Here is a 13,929-nt window from a genome sequence, read left to right on the forward strand (position 1 = left end):
AGCAAGCACCTGACCGCCACGCCAGAGCTGCTTGTACTCAAGCTGGCGGCGCATTTCATACCAGCCCTGATCCAGTATCGAACGGTTTAAACCTGATTTTGCCCGGACATTCCGCCCCGGCTGGCTGACCGTTCCCGCCGCTGACCTGGACATGTTGCTGACCTTCAAATCCTCAATGACTATCATTGCGTGGTTTTTGCTGACGGTCGTTGTGACTTTGTGAAGGTAGTCTCTGCGGATATTTGCGATACGGGAATGCAGTTGCTGTATTTTGCGTTTCTGCTTCTGCCAGTTGTTGCTGAATCTGACCTTGCGGCTTAACTGTCGCTGAAGTCTCGCCAGCGTCTTCTGGTTTTTCTGAAAACTGTTTACAGGATCAAAAATAGTGCCATCTGACAGCGTGGCGAGTTTAGCCACGCCAGCATCCAGCCCGACCATTGATACTGAAGGGTGAACCGGAGTTGATACTTCACTTTCTGTCTGAATACTGATGTACCACTTACCGCAGGACTGACTGACAGTGACATTTTTCACAACGCCCGTGACCTGACGGCTGTTCCGGTAGCGCATCCAGCCAAGTTTTGGCAGAAAAATTCGGCTGCTTTCCTGATCGAGCTTAACGCCCTGCGGGTAGCGGAATGCATCATTCTGTCCCCGCTTTTTGAATCGGGGAAAAGCCGCCCGCTTCTGGAAGAAATTTTTGTAGGCCCGCTCAAGGTCTTTCAGTGACTGCTGCAATGGCTGTGATGGGGCATCTTTAAGCCATTGGGTTTCAGTGGCATTTTTCCACTCAACCAACCACGAGGCCATCCTTGGGTAAGGAATATATTTGTTCCCTGCCTCATGGTTCTCATTCTGAAGCGCCAGAGCACGATTGAAAACGAAACGACATGCGCCTGCGAAGCGCCTCATTTCTCGCTCCTGTTGACCACCGGGTCTTAACTGGAATTTAAATGCCTGTAGTCGTTTCATTCGACCATTTTAAACAAAAAAAGCCAGGTGGAAAAACTCGCCTTATATCCTCGCCCTGAAGGACGGGGTTTTACGGCGCACTGGATAATGCTGTTGGCGCTTGAGGCTTTCTGCCTCATGGCGAAAAGGTGGTTTGTATCTTGTTGTGCGGCAGAAAGAAGAAAGCCCCGTAGTTAATTTTTCATTAACCCACGAGGCGATCCCAATGCTTGAACAACATCAGGATAGCCTCTTACCGCGCGTTACGCAAGGAGAAGAAGGCCATGAAACAGCCGAAAAACGCCCTGACCTGGTGTTTATTAATCGTGTGCTGCACATTGTTAATATTCACGTATCTGACCCGGAATCGTTTGTGCGAGGTCCGGCTGAAAGACGGAGACAGGGAGGTTACGGCAAGTCTGGCTTACGAATCCAACGGTAAGTAGCAACCCGGAGGCGGGCGAAAGCCCGCCTTTTTGGGGATGATGTGGTTCTGGCATTAAGCGCCTTTACAAAGGGGGTATTCTGTACGGATACCCCCTTTTTCCATGTATTTTCAGGATATTAACTGCTGAAAATGGTATAATTAGTCAATATGACAGCAATTATTGAGGCGAGTATGCAGCCAAAAAAAACACCCGTGATTGTGGTCAAAAAACGCCGCGTTCTGGTCATGCCAGAAAATCCTGTGGTGAATGAAAAGCCGCAGGAAGTACAAAAATCAGCAGTTAATGAAAACAAGAAAGTACAGAAGAAAGATGCTGTAGCAGAGAAAACACGTAAAAAGCAGCCTCAGCCCTGGTATTTGAAAAAACAAATCACTTTTCCCCCAAAATATCCGAAAGAATATTTTGAAAAGTGTTTCAATAAAGTTCGTGCTGTTTTTCCTGAACTATGGACAGACGAAAAAAAGAACTTGCCCCTGAAAAGCGGGATTCTCCAGGACGTTGAGAAATACCTGGCGGATAACCCGGATGTGGATCTGACGATTGAAGAGTGGAATTGTGCGGTTCAGGTGATGACGTTCCGGTGGCAATATCTTCAGAATTGTACTGTACCAGGCGCAACACGTTACGACCTTTACGGGAAACCTGCTGGTACAGTAAAAAAAGCACACGCAACTTATGCGCAACTGGTTCTCGATGCCCGTAAGAAAGCCAGCGAGAAGAAACAATTAAAACGTAAGGGATAAAGCCCCGAAGGGCTTTATCATTTCAGCCTGGCTGACTGTAGAATCCAGTGATTTTTTCCGTTTTCGTCCAGGCCGTGTTCGTAAGCTGCAAGAGCCGCTTTCATTATTGCTGTTTTTGTCTGGCCTGTTCGCAGTGCTTCCCGTTCCAGAATATCTTCGTAAACGTCCCCAAGCCGGACATTGGTCACTTTAGTTGCTCCCGATTTTTTGCGGGTAGCTTCATTGATGAATCGGGCTGTGTCTGCATTGGTTTGTTCTGTTTTTTGTCCTGGTATTACCGGAGTTTTCAAGTCAAGAGCCATTATATCACCTTTCGTGTGTTACATTAGCTTTACTGTGTAAAGCTAATGATGTAAAGCTGTCGTATTACATCCATTAGGGATTGATGCCTAACTCTTGCGCCAAAAGCTCTATTTGTGCTTTAGCTGTAGAAAGGCTGGATGCGCGACGTACATCATGAACGCCAGCGCCTTCATTACAGGCCGCTTCAAAAATATCTAAATCTGAAATACGTGTACGAAGTGGCTGTATCCACACCGGGTTCTCCCGGAGTAACTTGTCGAGATCAATCGCTGCTTTTCTGTGGCGTGGTTTTGTCGTGTTAATTCTCGTGAAAAGTACCCAGGGTTGCAGGTCTGGATTGATCTGTTGAGCTGTGCGAACTTTTTCTGTTACATGAGTCAGCGTTTCTGCTTCGAAATCTGAAGACGGCTTAACGAGAGTAAGCAGAGTGTCAGCTACAGTTAAGGCGCTGCGAAATTCCTTGCTGTCATGCCCTGGACAGTCAATGATCAGCACTTCACATATTTTTTTCAGGCGCTTAATGACTTCTGATACATCGCCATACTCTTCATAAACAGGAACCGGTAATAAGCCATTTTGCTTTCTTTTTTCGTTCCAGCTAAGAATATCATTGTTTTTATCGGTCTTCAGAATGATGACCGTTCGTGAATTATTTACCAGATAAGAAGCCAGGTTTGTTGCTGTGGTGCTTTTTCCTACACCGCCTTTATCTGATGCGACAAGTAATGCTCTCCCCATAGAAACCTCGGATATACAGTGTAAAGGTTTATTTGTCTTTACATTGTATTCATTATAGTTACGTTGTAAAGATGTTTCTGTATTTACAATGTAATTGTTTTTGTGCTTTACATTGTGTGTATGTTACAGGGTAACTTTTCAGGATGCGATTTTGCCTGGTGTGTTGTTGCGCCCGTAGCTCGCTGACGCTCACACGCGCAGTACAGCGCCCCGCCCTGCTGCAATGCACCAGGACGGCGTAAACTCGCTGGCGCTCGCGCTAACTGCGGCATTCTGCGGCGCAAATCAGCATGATCATGGCCTGTTGGTCCGTTGGGCTTTGCAGGGTGAAGGGATGGCCCTGTGCATCCTGGTATGTTCGTCAGCGGCTGCGCCGCGCTTCGGGGCGATGTGGCCCCGCTGCTCCCTGGTATTTCCTTTCGCCCCTTCTATCCGCTGACGCGGATTAAGAAATGAGCAAATCATCAAGTAAATTGCTGTTTTCAGGCAATAAATCTTGATGATACATCTAAATAGATGTATTATTATTTCATCGAAAGGGGATTGGCTCCTTTCCTTCTTAAGTCCAAACGGACAGGAGATTTAAAATGAAAACATTGACTTTTAATAACGGCACTGTTTCTGTTGGCGATGTGTTTGTATCTTCCTGGGGATATGAGCAAACGAACGTTAATTTCTACCAGGTTATTTCTGTTCATGGCAAAAAAACCGTAACTGTTCAGGAGATTCGCGCTTCAGTTCATCGGACTCATTCAATGAGCGGATATAAGACCCCATTACTTAATGATTTCTGTGGTGAGCCATTAAAACGGCGAGTGCGTGATTATTACAGTACGCCAGCAATTGAAATTGAGGAATTCGAAACAGCATATAAAGGATCACCGGAAGAAAAACACGAGTTCACATCATACTACTAAGAAAATAGTTGCAGGGGGTATCCCCTGCAACCATGTTAAAAATGTTAATAGTAGTAGTATTTACCCAGGGGGTTTTAGTATGAATGATGGGGTAAAACTCCGTCCTTCAGGGCGTGGAGAATGCCGGGCTAATGCAGCAATGTAATGTTGCGCCCGTAGCTCGCTGACGCTCACACACGCAGTACAGCGCCGCGCTTCGGGGCGATGTGGCCCCGCTGCTCCCTGGTATTTTCTTTCGCCCCTTCTATCCGCTGACGCGGATTAAGAAACGAGCAAATCATCAAGTAAATTGCTGTTTTCAGGAAATAAATCTTGATAGTACATCCAAATAGATGTATTATTGTTTCATCGAAAGGGGATTGGCTCCTTTCCTTCTTAAGTCCAAACGGACAGGAGATTTAAAATGAATATCCAGGAAGCATTAAACGTTTTTGGATTATCCGGCGAATTAACTGAAAAAGATATCAAAGCAGCATACAGAAAAGCCGCTTTAAAATATCATCCAGATCGTAACCCGTTAGGGGCTGAACTGATGAAAGCGGTAAATGCAGCTTTTGATGTCTTGATGGCAAATATTGATAAAATAAATCAGTTCCAGAGCGCTGATGAACATGCACGATATAATTACGGTGATGACCTGGAAAAAGTATTAAACGTTCTTTCTGGTTTATCTGGTCTGGTATTTGAAGTGATAGGTAACTGGGTATGGATTAGTGGAGAAACTATTACACATAAGGAAACTTTAAAAGAAATCGGGTGTAAATGGGCGGCAAAGAAAAAACAATGGTTTTATCGTCCAGACGAACATAAAAGTTACTGGAATCGTGAAGAACACACGATAGAAGAAATCCGCGCAAAATACGGTACAACCGGACAGCGCAGGGCGACAGGGTGGCAACGCGTGGAAACCAGAGCGTAACCAGAACGGGGGCGAGAAGCCCCCGATATCATACCAGCCCGTCTTTTGGGGCATCGAACCCAAAAAGACGGGAACAGCAGCCACGTAGCAAAAAGGGAAACAGATGAACTCTTTTTTTGAACAATATCACCCTGTCTTTGAAGTTGTCTGCCGTATCCTGGGGAACGGCTGGCGCGTGAACAAACTTGATGATTGTCCGTCTCGTATAAAACTGACGTCACCGCAGTTTAAAAATTACTCTGTGCATATTCGGATGGAAAAAGACCGATTTTCTGTTGTGGGGAGTGTGGATAGTCGTTCCTGGAGTAGTCCGTATCATGTTTGTACGTTATCCAGGAAGCGGAATCCCGTTGATATAGCAGCCAATATCGAGCGAAAAATTTTGCTAAATGCTTCGCAGGAGGTGTTACAGGCGATTGAGTATGAGAAACGCCAGGCGGCAAAAAAGGACGAAATTCTGATCCTGAAAGGTATGTTATCGCAACTTGTCCAGCTTGAAAGCTGGTATGGGGCATTGACAGGCTTTAAAGCTGAAAATGGATTGAACGGTAAAGTCACCGAGCAGGGCGAGCGTTATGATTTGCAGATTAGGGGTTTGAGTATAGATCAACTTGTTAAAATTACAGGATATTTGAAACAGTTATGAGAAAAAACAAAGGGCGATTGACTTATTATCTTGAAGTGATTGATAAAAAATACCATTTTGTAAAAAAAATAAGCAGTTATTCAAAGGAGTTCACTGACGGAAAAACAAAAAGAACAAAGAGAACGTTAAGTGAGCTGGTTTTTAATGAAAGTGAGGTCGAGGCAATAGACTTTACAAAAAATGGTTTAAGACCTGTTGATAAGAATATTCTCTTAACTATGGTGAAAGAATATAAGGAGAGTGATGCATGACTATTGAAAATACACCGGAAAACATAAAGAAATTACGTAAAAAAATTGGCCTTACCCAGACAGAGTGCGGTGAGATTTTTGGCGTAGGCTTAAGTACATGGCAGAAAAAAGAAGCTAAAACCCACAACCAGCTTAATTTATCGAAAGGTGAATTTGAGTACCTGTTATTACTTGCAGGGGAGCACCCTGAATACGTCCTGCATAAAAAAGCTGAATCCCGCTCACCGGAGGAACCGTGAGCGAGAAGAAAAACACCACGACGCAGAAATCTAAGATATACAGTGTAAAGGTTTATTTGTCTTTACATTGTAATTGTTCTTTGTCTTTACACAGTGTGTGTTTGTAACAGGGCGACTTTACATAATTGCGATTTTGCCTGGTGTGTTGTTGCGCCCGTAGCTCGCTGACGCTCACACGCGCAGTACACCGCCCCGCCCTGCTGCAATGCACCAGGACGGCGTGAACTCGCTGGCGCTCGCGCTAACTGCGGCATTCTGCGGCGCAAATCAGCATGATCATAGCCTGTTGGTCCGTTGGGCTTTGCAGGGCGAAGGGATGGCCCTGTGCATCCTGGTATGTTCGTCAGCGGCTGCGCCGCGCTTCGGGGCGATGTGGCCCCGCTGCTCCCTGGTATTTTCTTTCGCCCCTTCTATCCGCTGACGCGGATTAAAAAATGAGCAAACCATCAAATAACTTGCTGTTTTCAGGCAACAAATCTTGATAATACATCTAAATAGATGTATTATTGTTTCATCGAAAGGGGATTGGCTCCTTTCCTTCTTAAGTCCAAACGGACAGGAGATTTAAAATGAAATTCACTTCAACCACGAATCATGTTTTCACATTCGAACGAGTAACTCTTTGCACTATTACCCTTATACATAAGGGGACGGAGTATGTTGTCATCTTTACTGATAACAATAAAATTCGTGACTATAAAACCGGAATTGTTCCTCAGTTTGGCGAACTTAAGCAGAGTGATATTGATTTAATCCTTTTCTACAGGGACGAATATGAAAAATATTTTGATTCATTAAAAGATGGCGATGAATGCTTGAGTTTTAAAGATTTTATTGAGTGTCTTTGTTAAGCATTATGAATGCAGGGGCATCCCTGCATTTTCCTGAAAGGAGTTGATTTTATGAAAAGTGTTTATGTTGTTGGCAAAGGTTTAATCGTTGCCGGTAATAAAATTACAATCGATGGAAAAGAGCATGTCTCGGTAGAAAATAGTGAAAACATTGTTATCACTGATGATTGTATTAAAATTGGTAATAAAACAGTGGTTTTTAAAGGCAGGAGTATTAAGATAGAAATACATGGAAATGTAAATAAAATAGTAACCGAAAATGCTGATGTCAGTATTCATGGGAATGCTGGGGATGTTGAAACCGTGAGTGGTGATGTTGATTGTCGTCAGGTTAGTGGCGATATAACCACTGTAAGTGGTGATGTTACTTGTGGCGATGTTTCTGGTGACGTAACCACTGTCAGCGGAGATATAAACAGAAAATGATCACGGAATCGGATATGCTTACTGAAGCTAAAAAAATGGCAGTAGAGATGATGTTCTGGCCTGCTTGTCCTGTAGATGATGATTATTGTTTCGACGCTATAATGTATACATCAGTTATTGACAAGAAGTTTGAAGATGAACATGGGGTATATCTTCATCAGGTTTACAAAGAACTATGCTCAACACCTGAATTAAAAAAACTTCTAAAAAAGAAAGCAATAAAATTGATTGCTTTTAAGTACGATATTGATCTTGATTCAGCTAACAAGATTTTAATGAAAAATATGCTAAGGAGGATTGAAAACTGAAAAAGTGAAAGTGATCAGGTTGCTGGAACAACCTGATCACGTTATCGACAATCAAAACTGAATGAGGTTTTTAAATGTCAACGCGGCAGATCGTACAGCTTGCTGACTCCCTTGTCAAAGGCTGGGAAACCAGAATTCCGGCAATGACGTGCACGGAGTGGGATCAATTCCGGTGGTGGTTAAACTACCTGCAAGGGTATGAAATGTTTTAAATAACCGGGATAAATTCATATATGGGGAGAGTGTCATGCTCTCCCTTTCTTATTGGGTAGCGCGTTGTATTACATAATTGGCTTTACGTTGTAAAGATTTTATTGTCTTTACAGTGTGGTGCGTTTTCCGGCGGTTGCGCTGCGCTTAGGGTATGTGGCTTCTCTGCTCCCTGGTATTTTCTTTCACCCTCCTATTTGTCCGATGACTTTTGACAACAACGCCATTTGTAACTATAATTAGTTGCATGTTGGCAAGGGATGGGATTATAGCGTATGGGGAAAGCAGATAAGCTACTGGCAAAATTTTTAAACAGTAAAAAAACGTTTGAATGGGATGAACTCGTTGTTTTGTTTTCTTCTCTAGGATATGTCAAAAAGGAAATGCAGGGATCAAGAGTGCGATTTTTCAATGCTGAAATTAATCACACAATATTAATTCATCGCCCACATCCAGAAAGTTATATTAAAGGTGGAACGCTGAAAGCTATTAAACAGAACTTGAAAGAGGCTGGAGTTTTATGAAACATTTAAAATATAAAGGATATTTAGGTACGGTTGAGCCGGATTTTGAAAATAATATCCTGTATGGAAAGCTGGCATTTATTCGTGATCTGGTGACTTATGAGGCAGAAACATTGGCTGACCTGGAACGGGAATTTAAAACATCGGTTGATTTGTATTTACAGTCCTGTGTGGAGGACGGAAAGGAGCCTGACACGCCCTTTAAAGGTGTGTTTAACGTCAGGCTTGATCCAGAGCTGCATCGTCGGGTCGCTGAAATGGCGATGGAAGAAGATTTGTCGCTGAATGCCTTTGTCAATAAGGCACTGGAAAAAGAAGTCAGTCATCATCGCGCAGGGGCTTAATCGCCCCTTTTTGTTGCTCGCAGGCGTTGATGTTTCTTGGTATTACGGTGTAGTGTGTTGTATTTACAAACAATGCTTTACGGTGTATTACGATGCATACTCTTTAATTGCTTGCAATCTCTTTTCACGTTCGTTGCTTTGTTCAGCCTTTTTCAATTCACTGAATATGTACTCTTCATCTTTACCCGTGAGTTTTGAACCGGAGAGCAAGCGATTAACAACTTTACGTCGAATTGCAGGGTAATCTTTGGTTTTATCGAGTATGGACAATATGCGGTCACTACTAAGAATCTGGCCTTTCCCTGATTCCACATAATGTAGAAAAAATGCGATTGCGGACACGCCCAAAAGCACTGTAAGGACGGCTACACCATCAAGACGAAACTTTGATATAAAGGAATACGCGACCACTCCAATAATTGCTAAGCAGAGACATAAATAAATTAAGAGGTTTTTGTTGCGTTGTTTTTTTTGTGCGCGATCATGATCATCTATGATTTCCAGTATCTTTTCTGGGATTAGTTGAGTCATTTTCTTTCCTTATTTGGGAGACGGAGTGTTTAATTACATAGCTTTACATTGTAAATCTATGTTTGTCTTTACGATGTAAATGATGAGATGTGCAGTTAAAAGTGTCAATCAGGTATCATATAGTAAAACACTATATGATTTTCTATGTATCACATGCATAGCGATAAAACTGGATAAATGATTTACACTGTAAAGATCTATCTGTCTTTACAGTGTGGTTCAGAAGTCATGCGAATGAAATAATTTGCTTTTGTGTGTATGCGTGTGTATAATTGTTTTCAGGTTAGGGAGGACATATGAAATCTGCTGACCTGTTGAAAGAACTGATAGCTGCTGGTTGCGAGTTGAAACGGCATAAGGCAAGCAGTCACCAGATATGGTGGTCGCCAATAACAGGAAAAACTTTTCCTGTTCCTCATCCTAAAAAGGACTTGCCGCTAGGTACTGTCAGATCGATCAAAAAAATGGCGGGGATTTAATCCCCGCCGACTTTGGAGGTAGCCATGTTCTTTTCTGTTGGTGTCGAAACACCGAAAGATGATCATACAGCATACGGTATCACTGTTCCGGTTTTTGATTGCTTTGATTTTGGATGTGTTTCTGCTGCTGATTCTCAGGCAGAAATACCCGCAATGGCGCGTGAAGCGATATTGGCAATCGTGGAAGAGATGGTAATAAGCGGTGCTCATTCTGTTGATGATATTCATGATGAAGGGTGTTTGACTTATTCCGCCAACCCAAATTATAACCACTGTGATAGCTGGTTTGTAATTGATGTTGATTTGTCAGAAATTGAGGGCAAACAACAACGTATTAATATTTCATTGCCTGATGTATTGATTCGTCGTATTGATGGATATGTGAGAGAAAGTGGTGGCGTATACAAAGATCGTAGCCATTTTCTGGCTCAGGCGGCACGTCATGAACTTGCATATAAATAAAACTATCCCCGCGTTGTGCGGGGATTTTTTTTGATAGCTAACCGCTCGCCGCAGTCCAGCGACCGAGCATAGCGAGCGAGTGACGAGGAAGCGGAAGATCCACCGTTGCCAGGAGAAAAGCAGGTACGCACTATGCATTCTGCCCTAGTGATGCTTTCACAAACCACGCGGCCTGAACTATTACGCCATGAATCCAGCGCAAATCGGCATCACGATTTTCTTTTTTCATTTTTTCGCCACTTAAAGCCTTGCTTACGTGACTTTTTACCAGATTTTCGTGTAATTCTTTTGCTTCTTCAATTGTGAAACCACCAGGCAAATTTGGCGCTTCTGCTTCCAGCGATGCCAGAGCAATTTCATAAGCCCGGCGCTCAATATTGTCTCGCACGTCCAGGCTGCCTATGCGCTCTTTGATTTCTTTAATCATTTCTTTGTCGGTTAAAGTTGTCATGCCGCGTTTCCTTCTTTCTTATTAACAATTACACCGTCATATATTTCATTAAGGTGTCCTCTTAGCTCCATGCGCCTTAATGCAGATAACATGTAATCGCATTCAACCTGCTTATTCCCAGTAAATGGCTTATCGTCAGGATTACCCCAACAGCAATTCCCCTTGGGCCATCCATGTACTTTCCGTACTCTTCCGTTAACAACGTGAAGTAATCCCCAGCCGGGAGGTAAATCCTCAACTGAAATAATTCCCGGCTCACTAATAAAGAATCGCCAGTCGCCCATTCCAAGAGACGGATTTTTACGGAAACGCTTTTTTCTATCTGCCAACAAGTCAGCACGAGAACACTTCGCCTCTATCAAGCATGATGCTGAATTTCTGAATCCCATAGCATCTGGCTGTTCTCCGGTACTGGTTACAGCTATAAAGCGGTCATGAAAGCAAACCTTGAACCCGTTGCGCTTAAGGAACTTGTACGCAATCTGACAGAGTTCGCGGTGTGTTAACGCCATCTCACTCTCCTTTAGTGCGCAGATAACAGTGGTTTTTCCAGCGGTTTTGCACCGCGCTACGCTTATCTTTGACTCCCTCTCTGGCTATTCCAGAAAATGAGAACAACACCACACGGCGATTGCTAACTCTCAACCACTGGCTGGGGTAGCAAAGTCTGTATACACGGGAAATTAGCATCTTTGCTTTACGATTGTTGGTTGCCATATCGTTCATCCTTTGATGCATGTATTTACAGCCTGACAAGCCTCTTCGAGTACCCAGTCAACAGCGTCTTTCCACGCACCAGTCCCAACTGGCGGATTCTCATTTTTTACCTGCTCATAAAAACGCACCGCTTTAACCAGTCCTTCAGGCACTACCGACGCTGGCAAGGCAGCGTGACAGTAGAGTGGCATAGTTTTGTACAGTGGTTCGCCAGGACTTCCGTCAACCTGATTCCATTCTTCAACCCAGGCATCAACAACCGCTTTGCTGGTTGATACATGTTCTTCTGAATCTACATTTTGTCCTGATATACAGAACATAACTGGATCTGCTTCCAGCGATGCCAGAGTAATTTCATAAGCCCGACGCTCAATATTGTCTCGCACGTCCAGGCTGCCAATTCGCTCTCTGATTTCTTTAATTAGTTCTTTGTCCTCGTCGGTAAAAGTGGTCATTAGGGACTCCTTTTCATATTTATGGTTTTCTTGAATCAATTTCGTCTAGTTTGAGTTTTATATTTTGCTGGTCTGATTTTGGTAATTTTCTCATGCTCTCTTCAGTTATTTTTTTCATATCAAGAAAGGCTCTTGCATAGAAGCGCAGACTTGCCTCTTTTTCATGTTGTGCAACATACCAGGTTGCGCCAGAAAATGCCGCAGACAGGCATAATGTGCACAGGGCACAAATTGCAATGGCTGTTCTTGTACTGAAGGGTTTTACAGCCTTAGATAATGACTTCAACTTTTCTTCATATAATTTGTTGTTTTTTTCCTGGTTGCGTTTAATTCCAGATATGAGTTCAATAATATCATCTGTTAATTTTTCTTTTACCTCAACACTTGTTTCTTTTAGATCGTTTTTTCCCTCTTCTACTTTTTCTTTTATTTCATTATCCAGATCGCCGCACGTCTCAACAATATTCTTGAATCTTTGAATATAGTCATTTTCTACAGATGAAACGACCTGTCTGAAGCCCTCAGACAAGGCAGTGAAGTTAGCTTGTAATTCATTGCTGAATTTTTCCTGTATCTTTTGGTTCAGAAAAATTAATGAAATAACTGGATCATCTTTTGATATTTTATGCCCTGTCTCCTTGAATACATCAACAATAAAATTATCAATATCTTCACTGGAAACAGCCTTTTCAGGCTGTTTTAATTCTGGCTGATTAACTGTACTCATATTATTCACCGTGTTCATCGTCATAGATGCTATCTAATTGTTTGTAAATGTCATTGAAGACTCGTTTTAATCGTGATTTAGCCATTAATCCAAAATGGTCGGACTCAAGAGCTTCTTTCAGTGTTAGTGATTTTTCTGTTAGCTCTTTGATGTCAGAGGCAAAGGCATCACTTTTTCTGTCCTGAATAACCACAACGCCAGCGATTACATCCTTGTTTTTTTCAATGAATTTAGTTTCTATTAATGGGATATTTTCAAGTGCTGGAATACCCTGAAATTCATTTATCCAGACAATAAGTTTTACCTTACTTCCTTTAACCAGTTCTTTCAGTTCTTCAAATCCCTGCAAGGTATCCGCAAGAGCTTGTCCACCAACGATAACAGTATGGATATAAACGTCTTGTTCTACATCTTCAAACATGTCCATAACACAGTTATCATTGAAATACTGAATTAACGGTAAAAATGTAGATGCGCCATTGTCAATAACAAAAGTATTCTGACTATTGGTCAGCATTGATTCGAACATTGGATCAAATTTGGATTGTATTACTTTGCTGTTTTCAGTGATTTGTATCAAATCTGCATTTAATCTTTTTACTTTAACCGTAGTTGTATTAACCGGGTCTGTGTCACCGACTACGATATTATCCATGTGATTTTCATCAATAAAGTATTGTGCCAGTATTGCGGTCGCGAATGATTTTCCAACACCACCTTTACCCTGAAGGATGAAATTGATTGAGTTTTTCATTTATAATGCTCCTTTACTTAAAGATATTTATTTATGAATTTTTCATTCGTAGCACTTGGATCGTGCTCTATTTCTTTTTTGTTCTCACTAATGTTTGAAAAAAAACCTTTTACCCCCCCTCTCGGTTCATCGCCTTTAGCTTCATTCTGATCAATTACATCTATGGTTTTTGCCTGTTCTTTTGGTTCAGTGCATTTTTGTCTTTTTTTAGCCCTCTCTGTCATATTTATATAAGTCTTTTGGGCTAGTTCTGTCTTGGTGTTGTTGTTTATGTAATCAGCTATTTGCTCCCATGTATAATATTTCTTTGCTTCAAGTATATTTTGCAAATACATATTGAAGACAGCCTGTTTTGATTTCGATTTTGTTTCGTTTATAGCCTCGCATATTGGAGTTAATAAACTCTCGATCTTTTTCATTTGTTACATTTCCTCTCTCTCTCTACCTCCTACATTGGCATAATACCTTATTTAAAGCAATTTGCTCGCCGTTTGTGTGGGTGATTATGTGGGTTGTTTTGTGGGTTGTCAATGG

At 42.3% G+C, this 13,929-nt stretch carries 24 protein-coding genes and 3 pseudogenes; 16 read left to right on the plus strand and 11 right to left on the minus strand.

From position 1 onward, the window contains the following. Window positions 1-972, minus strand: a 972-nt coding sequence (locus ACJHX3_RS21575) for an RNA-guided endonuclease InsQ/TnpB family protein (RefSeq protein WP_175085153.1), incomplete at its 3' end; no start/stop codon positions are given. Window positions 973-1,177: 205 nt separating this feature from the next. On the opposite strand from ACJHX3_RS21575, the pseudogene ACJHX3_RS21580 reads away from it, so the two are divergent. From ACJHX3_RS21580 to ACJHX3_RS21590, 3 genes and pseudogenes are all read left to right on the plus strand, one after another. After that, window positions 1,178-1,330, plus strand: a pseudogene (locus tag ACJHX3_RS21580) (DUF5431 family protein); the annotation flags it as partial. Then, on the plus strand, window positions 1,275-1,397 hold the full coding sequence (locus tag ACJHX3_RS21585; RefSeq protein WP_223685802.1) for a Hok/Gef family protein: 123 nt from the start codon (window positions 1,275-1,277) through the stop codon (window positions 1,395-1,397). The pseudogene ACJHX3_RS21580 and the gene ACJHX3_RS21585, both read left to right, overlap by 56 nt. A gap of 149 nt (window positions 1,398-1,546) precedes the next feature. Next, window positions 1,547-2,143: a ProQ/FINO family protein gene (locus ACJHX3_RS21590; protein WP_000125165.1), complete on the plus strand. Its 597-nt coding sequence runs from the start codon at window positions 1,547-1,549 to the stop codon at window positions 2,141-2,143. 17 nt (window positions 2,144-2,160) lie between these two features. Here the strand turns inward: ACJHX3_RS21590 and ACJHX3_RS21595 are convergent, their stop codons facing one another. Together ACJHX3_RS21595 and ACJHX3_RS21600 are read right to left on the minus strand one after the other, a co-directional pair. Beyond that, entirely contained in the window at window positions 2,161-2,445 is a 285-nt protein-coding gene (locus tag ACJHX3_RS21595; protein ID WP_001162371.1) for a hypothetical protein, read from the minus strand. A gap of 73 nt (window positions 2,446-2,518) precedes the next feature. Beyond that, window positions 2,519-3,184: a division plane positioning ATPase MipZ gene (locus ACJHX3_RS21600; protein WP_000532149.1), complete on the minus strand. Its 666-nt coding sequence runs from the start codon at window positions 3,182-3,184 to the stop codon at window positions 2,519-2,521. A 587-nt stretch (window positions 3,185-3,771) separates the two neighbouring features. Between ACJHX3_RS21600 and ACJHX3_RS21605 the strand changes: the two genes are divergently transcribed. The 11 genes from ACJHX3_RS21605 to ACJHX3_RS21655 all read left to right on the plus strand — a co-directional run bounded on the left by ACJHX3_RS21605 (window position 3,772) and on the right by ACJHX3_RS21655 (window position 8,819). Then, window positions 3,772-4,101, plus strand: a complete 330-nt coding sequence (locus tag ACJHX3_RS21605; protein ID WP_000855119.1) for a hypothetical protein — start codon at window positions 3,772-3,774, stop codon at window positions 4,099-4,101. Between the two features lie 403 nt (window positions 4,102-4,504). Then, window positions 4,505-5,020: a J domain-containing protein gene (locus tag ACJHX3_RS21610; protein WP_001025393.1), complete on the plus strand. Its 516-nt coding sequence runs from the start codon at window positions 4,505-4,507 to the stop codon at window positions 5,018-5,020. A 103-nt stretch (window positions 5,021-5,123) separates the two neighbouring features. Continuing rightward, window positions 5,124-5,666 carry a hypothetical protein gene (locus tag ACJHX3_RS21615; RefSeq protein ID WP_001083904.1) on the plus strand — a complete coding sequence of 181 codons (543 nt, stop codon included), beginning with the start codon at window positions 5,124-5,126 and terminating at the stop codon, window positions 5,664-5,666. After that, entirely contained in the window at window positions 5,663-5,917 is a 255-nt protein-coding gene (locus tag ACJHX3_RS21620; protein WP_001230709.1) for a hypothetical protein, read from the plus strand. Before ACJHX3_RS21615 ends, ACJHX3_RS21620 begins: the two co-directional genes overlap by 4 nt. Continuing rightward, window positions 5,914-6,156: a hypothetical protein gene (locus tag ACJHX3_RS21625; RefSeq protein ID WP_000151456.1), complete on the plus strand. Its 243-nt coding sequence runs from the start codon at window positions 5,914-5,916 to the stop codon at window positions 6,154-6,156. The genes ACJHX3_RS21620 and ACJHX3_RS21625 overlap by 4 nt, the downstream gene beginning before the upstream one ends. A gap of 220 nt (window positions 6,157-6,376) precedes the next feature. After that, entirely contained in the window at window positions 6,377-6,577 is a 201-nt protein-coding gene (locus ACJHX3_RS21630) for a hypothetical protein (RefSeq protein WP_410236206.1), read from the plus strand. 148 nt (window positions 6,578-6,725) lie between these two features. After that, entirely contained in the window at window positions 6,726-7,007 is a 282-nt protein-coding gene (locus ACJHX3_RS21635; protein ID WP_410236207.1) for a hypothetical protein, read from the plus strand. A 9-nt stretch (window positions 7,008-7,016) separates the two neighbouring features. Beyond that, window positions 7,017-7,433: a phage tail protein gene (locus ACJHX3_RS21640; protein WP_097728064.1), complete on the plus strand. Its 417-nt coding sequence runs from the start codon at window positions 7,017-7,019 to the stop codon at window positions 7,431-7,433. A gap of 14 nt (window positions 7,434-7,447) precedes the next feature. Next, the gene (locus tag ACJHX3_RS21645) at window positions 7,448-7,741 is read left to right on the plus strand and encodes a hypothetical protein (protein WP_001401669.1); all 294 of its coding nucleotides are present in this window, start codon (window positions 7,448-7,450) and stop codon (window positions 7,739-7,741) included. Window positions 7,742-8,226: 485 nt separating this feature from the next. Then, the gene (locus tag ACJHX3_RS21650) at window positions 8,227-8,475 is read left to right on the plus strand and encodes a type II toxin-antitoxin system HicA family toxin (RefSeq protein WP_106509039.1); all 249 of its coding nucleotides are present in this window, start codon (window positions 8,227-8,229) and stop codon (window positions 8,473-8,475) included. Further along, window positions 8,472-8,819 carry a type II toxin-antitoxin system HicB family antitoxin gene (locus ACJHX3_RS21655; protein ID WP_000681609.1) on the plus strand — a complete coding sequence of 116 codons (348 nt, stop codon included), beginning with the start codon at window positions 8,472-8,474 and terminating at the stop codon, window positions 8,817-8,819. The genes ACJHX3_RS21650 and ACJHX3_RS21655 overlap by 4 nt, the downstream gene beginning before the upstream one ends. Window positions 8,820-8,906: 87 nt before the next feature. Here ACJHX3_RS21655 and ACJHX3_RS21660 read toward each other — a convergent pair whose 3' ends face one another. After that, complete coding sequence (locus ACJHX3_RS21660; protein ID WP_244611468.1) at window positions 8,907-9,350, minus strand: hypothetical protein; 444 nt, start codon at window positions 9,348-9,350, stop codon at window positions 8,907-8,909. A gap of 296 nt (window positions 9,351-9,646) precedes the next feature. Here ACJHX3_RS21660 and ACJHX3_RS21665 point away from each other — a divergent pair, with 296 nt between their 5' ends. Both ACJHX3_RS21665 and ACJHX3_RS21670 read left to right on the plus strand, forming a co-directional pair. Next, window positions 9,647-9,829, plus strand: a complete 183-nt coding sequence (locus ACJHX3_RS21665) for a type II toxin-antitoxin system HicA family toxin (protein WP_000833470.1) — start codon at window positions 9,647-9,649, stop codon at window positions 9,827-9,829. Window positions 9,830-9,853: 24 nt separating this feature from the next. Beyond that, the gene (locus ACJHX3_RS21670) at window positions 9,854-10,291 is read left to right on the plus strand and encodes a type II toxin-antitoxin system HicB family antitoxin (protein WP_000466318.1); all 438 of its coding nucleotides are present in this window, start codon (window positions 9,854-9,856) and stop codon (window positions 10,289-10,291) included. A 130-nt stretch (window positions 10,292-10,421) separates the two neighbouring features. On the opposite strand, the gene ACJHX3_RS21675 is transcribed toward ACJHX3_RS21670, so the two are convergent. From ACJHX3_RS21675 to ACJHX3_RS21705, 7 genes and pseudogenes are all read right to left on the minus strand, one after another. Further along, entirely contained in the window at window positions 10,422-10,742 is a 321-nt protein-coding gene (locus tag ACJHX3_RS21675; RefSeq protein WP_001401701.1) for a hypothetical protein, read from the minus strand. Between the two features lie 333 nt (window positions 10,743-11,075). Then, window positions 11,076-11,254 (minus strand): annotated as a pseudogene (locus tag ACJHX3_RS21680) (hypothetical protein). Between the two features lies 1 nt (window position 11,255). Beyond that, a complete protein-coding gene (locus tag ACJHX3_RS21685) occupies window positions 11,256-11,459 on the minus strand; it encodes a hypothetical protein (protein ID WP_000224735.1) in 204 nt (67 codons plus the stop codon). 323 nt (window positions 11,460-11,782) lie between these two features. Continuing rightward, a pseudogene (locus tag ACJHX3_RS21690) lies at window positions 11,783-11,914 on the minus strand (hypothetical protein); the annotation flags it as partial. Window positions 11,915-11,933: 19 nt separating this feature from the next. Beyond that, on the minus strand, window positions 11,934-12,641 hold the full coding sequence (locus ACJHX3_RS21695; protein WP_000108794.1) for a hypothetical protein: 708 nt from the start codon (window positions 12,639-12,641) through the stop codon (window positions 11,934-11,936). A 1-nt stretch (window position 12,642) separates the two neighbouring features. Beyond that, complete coding sequence (locus ACJHX3_RS21700) at window positions 12,643-13,395, minus strand: conjugal transfer protein TraL (RefSeq protein ID WP_000797966.1); 753 nt, start codon at window positions 13,393-13,395, stop codon at window positions 12,643-12,645. A 17-nt stretch (window positions 13,396-13,412) separates the two neighbouring features. Beyond that, a complete protein-coding gene (locus tag ACJHX3_RS21705; protein WP_172687991.1) occupies window positions 13,413-13,814 on the minus strand; it encodes a zinc transporter in 402 nt (133 codons plus the stop codon). Window positions 13,815-13,929: the final 115 nt, after the last annotated feature.

It is taken from the genome of Escherichia sp. WS1265, assembly GCF_046487585.1.
In the GTDB taxonomy this organism is placed as follows: domain Bacteria; phylum Pseudomonadota; class Gammaproteobacteria; order Enterobacterales; family Enterobacteriaceae; genus Escherichia; species Escherichia coli.

Coding starts and splice junctions, on each gene's coding strand:
- ACJHX3_RS21590 (WP_000125165.1), top strand. CDS start 1,547: ATGACAGCAATTATTGAGGCGAGTATGCAGCCAAAAAAAACACCCGTG.
- ACJHX3_RS21595 (WP_001162371.1), bottom strand. CDS start 2,445: ATGGCTCTTGACTTGAAAACTCCGGTAATACCAGGACAAAAAACAGAA.
- ACJHX3_RS21600 (WP_000532149.1), bottom strand. CDS start 3,184: ATGGGGAGAGCATTACTTGTCGCATCAGATAAAGGCGGTGTAGGAAAA.
- ACJHX3_RS21605 (WP_000855119.1), top strand. CDS start 3,772: ATGAAAACATTGACTTTTAATAACGGCACTGTTTCTGTTGGCGATGTG.
- ACJHX3_RS21610 (WP_001025393.1), top strand. CDS start 4,505: ATGAATATCCAGGAAGCATTAAACGTTTTTGGATTATCCGGCGAATTA.
- ACJHX3_RS21615 (WP_001083904.1), top strand. CDS start 5,124: ATGAACTCTTTTTTTGAACAATATCACCCTGTCTTTGAAGTTGTCTGC.
- ACJHX3_RS21620 (WP_001230709.1), top strand. CDS start 5,663: ATGAGAAAAAACAAAGGGCGATTGACTTATTATCTTGAAGTGATTGAT.
- ACJHX3_RS21625 (WP_000151456.1), top strand. CDS start 5,914: ATGACTATTGAAAATACACCGGAAAACATAAAGAAATTACGTAAAAAA.
- ACJHX3_RS21635 (WP_410236207.1), top strand. CDS start 6,726: ATGAAATTCACTTCAACCACGAATCATGTTTTCACATTCGAACGAGTA.
- ACJHX3_RS21640 (WP_097728064.1), top strand. CDS start 7,017: ATGCAGGGGCATCCCTGCATTTTCCTGAAAGGAGTTGATTTTATGAAA.
- ACJHX3_RS21645 (WP_001401669.1), top strand. CDS start 7,448: ATGCTTACTGAAGCTAAAAAAATGGCAGTAGAGATGATGTTCTGGCCT.
- ACJHX3_RS21650 (WP_106509039.1), top strand. CDS start 8,227: ATGGGGAAAGCAGATAAGCTACTGGCAAAATTTTTAAACAGTAAAAAA.
- ACJHX3_RS21655 (WP_000681609.1), top strand. CDS start 8,472: ATGAAACATTTAAAATATAAAGGATATTTAGGTACGGTTGAGCCGGAT.
- ACJHX3_RS21660 (WP_244611468.1), bottom strand. CDS start 9,350: ATGACTCAACTAATCCCAGAAAAGATACTGGAAATCATAGATGATCAT.
- ACJHX3_RS21665 (WP_000833470.1), top strand. CDS start 9,647: ATGAAATCTGCTGACCTGTTGAAAGAACTGATAGCTGCTGGTTGCGAG.
- ACJHX3_RS21670 (WP_000466318.1), top strand. CDS start 9,854: ATGTTCTTTTCTGTTGGTGTCGAAACACCGAAAGATGATCATACAGCA.
- ACJHX3_RS21675 (WP_001401701.1), bottom strand. CDS start 10,742: ATGACAACTTTAACCGACAAAGAAATGATTAAAGAAATCAAAGAGCGC.
- ACJHX3_RS21685 (WP_000224735.1), bottom strand. CDS start 11,459: ATGGCAACCAACAATCGTAAAGCAAAGATGCTAATTTCCCGTGTATAC.
- ACJHX3_RS21695 (WP_000108794.1), bottom strand. CDS start 12,641: ATGAGTACAGTTAATCAGCCAGAATTAAAACAGCCTGAAAAGGCTGTT.
- ACJHX3_RS21700 (WP_000797966.1), bottom strand. CDS start 13,395: ATGAAAAACTCAATCAATTTCATCCTTCAGGGTAAAGGTGGTGTTGGA.
- ACJHX3_RS21705 (WP_172687991.1), bottom strand. CDS start 13,814: ATGAAAAAGATCGAGAGTTTATTAACTCCAATATGCGAGGCTATAAAC.